General features: G+C 70.3%; 5 protein-coding genes. 3 read left to right on the top strand and 2 right to left on the bottom strand.

What is annotated here, in order from left to right:
• The coding region (locus FRW57_RS16810; RefSeq protein WP_152186533.1) for an esterase-like activity of phytase family protein at positions 1-1,058 on the top strand (1,058 nt) is incomplete at its 5' end.
• 22 nt (positions 1,059-1,080) lie between these two features.
• Here FRW57_RS16810 and FRW57_RS16805 read toward each other — a convergent pair.
• On the bottom strand, positions 1,081-1,596 hold the full coding sequence (locus FRW57_RS16805; RefSeq protein ID WP_137123420.1) for a DNA/RNA helicase domain-containing protein: 516 nt from the start codon (positions 1,594-1,596) through the stop codon (positions 1,081-1,083).
• Between the two features lie 401 nt (positions 1,597-1,997).
• On the opposite strand from FRW57_RS16805, the gene FRW57_RS16800 reads away from it, so the two are divergent.
• Together FRW57_RS16800 and FRW57_RS16795 are read left to right on the top strand one after the other, a co-directional pair.
• Positions 1,998-3,314 (top strand): HNH endonuclease, encoded by a 1,317-nt coding sequence (locus tag FRW57_RS16800; RefSeq protein ID WP_152186532.1) that lies wholly within the window; start codon positions 1,998-2,000, stop codon positions 3,312-3,314.
• A 71-nt stretch (positions 3,315-3,385) separates the two neighbouring features.
• The gene (locus tag FRW57_RS16795; protein WP_152186531.1) at positions 3,386-4,030 is read left to right on the top strand and encodes an SDR family oxidoreductase; all 645 of its coding nucleotides are present in this window, start codon (positions 3,386-3,388) and stop codon (positions 4,028-4,030) included.
• 39 nt (positions 4,031-4,069) lie between these two features.
• Here the strand turns inward: FRW57_RS16795 and FRW57_RS16790 are convergent, their stop codons facing one another.
• Positions 4,070-4,834, bottom strand: coding sequence for a hypothetical protein (locus FRW57_RS16790; protein ID WP_137122488.1), 765 nt, complete (start codon positions 4,832-4,834; stop codon positions 4,070-4,072).
• Between the last annotated feature and the right edge of the window lie 380 nt (positions 4,835-5,214).

Raw genomic sequence — 5,214 nt, 5'->3', positions numbered from 1 at the left:
CCGTCGTCGCGGGCGCGTCGACGGCCGCCGCGACCACCGCCCCCGCGACCTGCCCGCCGCGGGGATGGGCACTGGGTTTCAGCGACGCGCTGGACAAGCAGGAGGTGCAGGGCGCCGAGGTCGGCGGTCTCTCGGCCCTCGCGCGGGACGTGCGCCGACACGCCTGGGCGGCGATCGAGGACCACTCGGGCGACCAGCCGACCCGGATGTGGTTCCTGCGGGACGTCGCCGGGCCCGGGGACCCGACGGTCAGCGGGACGCTCCTGTTGCGCCACGCGGACGGCACGCCATACGACGGGAGCAGTTTCGACGCCGAGGGGCTCGCGGTGCTGCCGACCGGACAGTACGTCGTGAGCAGCGAGGTGGAACCGTCGATCCACATCTTCGGCCGTGATGGCGTGGAGGTCGGGCAGCTGCCGGTGCCGGCCCGGTTCCGCGTGGCGCCCGAGGGCCAGGCGACCGACAACGCCACGCTGGAGGGCCTGAGCGTCTCGCGTGACGGCAGCCGGATCTACGCAGCGATGGAGGGCACCCTGTCCGGCGACGTCTCCCGGTCCGGCGACGACACGTTCCGCCGGATCCTCGTCTACGAGCGGGGTGCGAACGGCTACCACCTCGCCAAGCAGGTGGGCTACCAGCTCGACCCGGGCATGCGGATCTCCGAGGTGAGCAGCTACGGGCGGGACTCCCTGCTCGTGATGGAGGCCGCGTGGAACCCCACGGACGGCAACACGATTCGCCTGTATGCCGCGCCGGACGTCAGCGCCGCAGCTGACGTCAGCGAGGTGGCCGACCTCGGCGACTCACCGGACCTGGTCGCGCCGAAGCAGGAGGTCGCGGACGTCACCTCGTGCCCCGACCTCGGCGCGAAAGCCAAGGAGGCACAGACGAACCCGTTGATGGACAACTACGAGGCGATGGCCATCACGCACCTCAGCGGCCACCCCGAGCTCCGGGCAGGTCACGGCCCGCTCTCCGAGGTGGTCCTGTTGTCCGATGACAACTTCAACGACGCCCAGACCACCAGGGTGCTGCGGCTGGCCGCCCAGCTCCCCTGAGCCAGCGGACACCGCGCGGTCGTCACTCCGGGCGCGAAGGGGCGCTGACCCGGGCGAGTTCGCGCAGGTGGTCACGGGTCGGTGCGTCGGCCGAATAGAGCGCGACACCACGCATGCCACGGGTCAACAGCACCTTGTAGACGTTGCGGATCAGTCGGTCGAAGTCCTTCTCGCCGACCTTCGTCGTGTTGCGGAAGTCGGGATCCATGTTGGCCCGGCGCACCGGCAGCCAGCGGCCCTCGCGCCACACCAGGTCTGGGCCGAGGACCACTCCGGCGTAGTCGTATTCGAAGCCCTGGGCCGTGTACACACAGCCGACCTGGCCGAATCCGGCGGGATCGGTGGCCCACAGCGCGGCAGCAGGAGCGCCACCGATCGACCTATCTCCCTTGAGGTTCCACGGTCGGGACCAGCCGTCGATCTGCACGTCGGGCACCAGCGTGCCGTCGGGACGCGGATCGCTCCACGGCCAGCAGTAACCGGCCGCCATACGCGCGCTGTAGCCGTCGTCGAGCCGAGCCCGGAGGTAGGCCTCCATGACCGGTCCGGATCTGCATCTGCTCGGCGATGAGGTCGGCGAAGTGGTGCTCGACGGCGGAGAAGCCGCGGACCGATTGCCGGTACAACGTCACAGGTCAGAACCCCAGGCAGCACGAAGTGTCTCGAGCGGGTGGGGGCGTGTCCTGCGCCGGAAGCCCGTCGGGCCGCGATTACGAAGGTGACTCTAGTGGGTGGACCTGCCTCGCGACAGCCGGCTGCGGGCCATGGGAGACCGGGCGAGGCCTTCGACCGATCTCGCTTCCCGGCATGCGGGCTGTGGATGACGTGACGTGACCGGGAGGGGATGTGGATAAGTGGGGCGTGAATTAGGCTGGTAAATATGGTGATTCGTTGTTGGTAACTCTTTCGTCTGTCGGCGGGGTCGGCTAGTATGGATGCATGTTTGAATTCCAGTTCGCCGCGGAGGAGTTCCCGCAGCAGCCCACGGTGCCTGTGGCCGCGGCTGCGGGTGGGTCCGGCCTGCGCGACGGGGTGGCAGGTGACGGTGGGGACGCGGAGGGTCGGCCGGTGCTGGGTGGGGTGCGGGCAGCGGCTACTGCGTTGGCGCGGGCGGCGGAGCAGGAGTCGTGGCGGTTGCAGGGGGACGAGCTGGGGGCGGTCCTGGAGGGGTTGGACTCGGTGCGCCGGGACGTGGAGCGGGTCATGGTCGCGGTGGTGGGTGACGCGGTCGGGCGCAACACGCCGGATGCAGAGGGCCATTCGTCGGGGGCGGACTACGTGGCGTCGCACAGCGCGGGCCTGGACCCGGCGGGCGCGCATCAGGCGGTGCGGGTCGCGGTGGCGTGCCGGTTGGACAAGCACCGGCCGTTGGCGGACGCGGTCGCGGCGGGGAAGGTGCCGGTGCGCAAGGCCGACCGGGTGTTGCGGGCGTTGGAGCAGATCGAGCCGTTCCTCACGTTCGAGGAGTATGTGGCGGATCAGGCGATCATCCTGCCGGTCGCGATGACCGGCACCGACCGGGAACTGCGGCAGGTGTTGCGCCACCTGGTGGAGTGCGCGCGCCCGGGCCAGGACAGTGACGACTTCGAGAGGGCACAGCGGCGGGGCCGGGGGATGTATGAGCGGGCGGTCGCGGGGGACTTGACCGAGTTCGTGGTGCGGTTGGACCCGGAGGGCGCGGCCTTCGTGCGGGCCGCGGTGGATCCGTTGGCCAAGCCGGCGCCGGACGATGACGGGCCCGACCTGCGGTCGCCGCAGCAGCGGCGGGCGGATGCGTTCTTGATGATCCTCCAACGGGGCATGTCCTCACCGGGCCAGGCGGGCACGACCAGCAACGCCAAGGTGGTCATCACCGTGTCCTGGGAGCAGCTCATCGGCGACCTGCGCGGTCTGGGGCGGACCATGACCGGCGACCAGGTGACTGCGGCGACGGTGCGGCGGCTGGCGTGCGAGGCCGACCTGATCCCGGTCCTGCTGGGCACCGACAGCGAGGTGTTGGACATGGGCCACCGGGCCAGGCTGGCCACGCCGGCGCAGCGGCGGGCGCTCTGGCTGGAGCAGCAAGGGTGTACGTACCAGGGCTGCTCGATGCCGGCACAGTGGTGCGCTGCCCATCACGGCATCTGGTGGAGCCGGGGCGGGCCGACCGACCACGACAACCTCTACCTGCTCTGTCCCCGGCACCATACGAGAGTGCACGACCTCGACCTGAAGCCTCATCGCCACGACGACGACACCTTCGCCTGGCAACCCTGAACTCCCAGCCCCACCCCGCCCCAACTCGGGCGGGGACACAGTCATGGCACCAGGTCCGTAGGGTGGCGGGTATGGCACATATCGCGATCATCGGTGGACACGGCAAGGTGGCACTTCGGCTGAGCACCCTGCTCACGCGGGCGGGACACGAGGTGACCTCGTGGATCCGCAACCCTGACCACACCAGCGAGGTCGAGGCGACCGGCGCCACGGCCCTGGTGGCGGACGTCGAGCACCTGGACGCCGAGGGGATGGCCGAGCACCTGCGCGGGATGGACGCGGTCGTGTGGTCGGCCGGCGCCGGAGGCGGCAAGCCCGAACGCACCTTCGCGGTCGACCGCGACGCCGCGATCGCCTCGATGACCGCCGCGGAGACCGCTGGCGTGCACCGCTACGTGATGGTGTCGTACATCTACGACCACCCGCACCACGGCGTGCCGGAGGACAACCCGTTCTTCCCGTATGCGGAAGCGAAGGCAGCTGCCGACGACCACCTTCGCTCGACCGGGCTCGATTGGACGATCCTGGGCCCGAGCCGGTTGCTCGACGAACTCGGCACCGGACGGATCGAGACCGGCGACGGTATCCCGAAGGGTGAGGTGAGCCGGGACGACGTGGCTGCGGTCGCGGCATACGTCCTCGACCACCCTGCCACCATCGGCCGCACCATCGAGTTCAACAACGGTGAGGTGCCGATCGCCGACGCGCTCGGCTGACCGCATTCCGCGGCAAGGACCGCGGGCGGTGGCGTCAGGTCAGGCGGTGTCGTGCGCGAACGGCCGGCCTACCACGTGGTCGGCGAGGTCCATGCAGTGCCCGTTGCGGTGACTGGTCGGTCCTTGCCGCATCAGACGCAGGTTGAGGACCCGCGCCGCCTGCACGAGGTCGTGACGGTCGTCCATGAGCGCCTCCAGCAGGTGCGTGGCGTCCAGGAAGTAGACCGTGCAGACGTCCGGACCCGCTTCCGGCTCGAGGGTGCCCGGCGCGACGAGCAGCTCAGGCCATGCGTTCTGGAAGACGTCGAGCGAGCCCACGCTGCGTTCGAGGGCGGCGCGCGACACGCAGACCCGGCCCTGGATCTCGTCGGGATGGTCGTGGTGCCGCGCGAAGACAGCGGTCGCGAGGTCCCGCACGGACAAGGTGGCCAACCTGGACACGCACGACGCCGGCTCACCGGTCGGTGCATCCGACATGGCGCTCAGTGACCAGAACCGTCGCTCCGTGGCGCGCGGGCGGGGGATCGTCGTCTGGGTGAGCACGCGCAGCACGACTGCGAGCAACTCGAAGTCCGGTTGCTCGACCAGGCGGTGGTAGTCAGGGCGCCGGGCAATCCGGTGACGGGAGGCGTCCAGCCGAGTCGGGGTGTCCACGAGGGCGATCCGGTCGCGCACCCAGGCCTGCTGCTCCGCAGGCGTGAGGAGCAGGTCGAGCCGGCGCGTGACGAGTCGTGGACGTCGGTGCTCGCCCAGCGCTCGATGCGCAGGCACTGGTTTCAGTGCCTGGTCGATCCCGTCACGCATCGCCCTGTCTCCCCCGTGTGCTCAGTGTCCGTGACTACATTCTGGGGAGTCAGAACCCGCGCCACCATCGGCTGAACGGACGATGGTCGCTGTCAGAGGCCCTCCGTAGCATCGAGGCAGCCGCACCGGATCGCCCGGAGTCCTTTCGAATCGCCGGGCTCACGGCGCATTCCCATGGCGCGGCACGATTGCCCACGGCATGAGGAAGGCGACTGGCGGTGCGCAAGACTTCGGCCCTCGAGGGGTTGCTCCTCGGCGCACTCGGGCTCGGCCTGGTGGCGTGTGGCTCGGGCGTGGCCACGCCGGCCGCCGTGCCCGATCTGCACACGCCGGACCACGTCGTGGAGACCTGGCCGGCCGGCGGGCACAGCGGGACCGCC

Origin of the sequence: Segeticoccus rhizosphaerae (assembly GCF_009192725.1) — a bacterium.
Lineage (GTDB): Bacteria > Actinomycetota > Actinomycetes > Actinomycetales > Dermatophilaceae > Segeticoccus > Segeticoccus rhizosphaerae.
This window is presented reverse-complemented; position numbering and strand designations above follow the sequence as displayed.

Bases quoted from the DNA above. Each gene is read 5' to 3' on its own strand.
- FRW57_RS16805 (WP_137123420.1), bottom strand. From the start codon at position 1,596: ATGGAGGCCTACCTCCGGGCTCGGCTCGACGACGGCTACAGCGCGCGT.
- FRW57_RS16800 (WP_152186532.1), top strand. From the start codon at position 1,998: ATGTTTGAATTCCAGTTCGCCGCGGAGGAGTTCCCGCAGCAGCCCACG.
- FRW57_RS16795 (WP_152186531.1), top strand. From the start codon at position 3,386: ATGGCACATATCGCGATCATCGGTGGACACGGCAAGGTGGCACTTCGG.
- FRW57_RS16790 (WP_137122488.1), bottom strand. From the start codon at position 4,834: ATGCGTGACGGGATCGACCAGGCACTGAAACCAGTGCCTGCGCATCGA.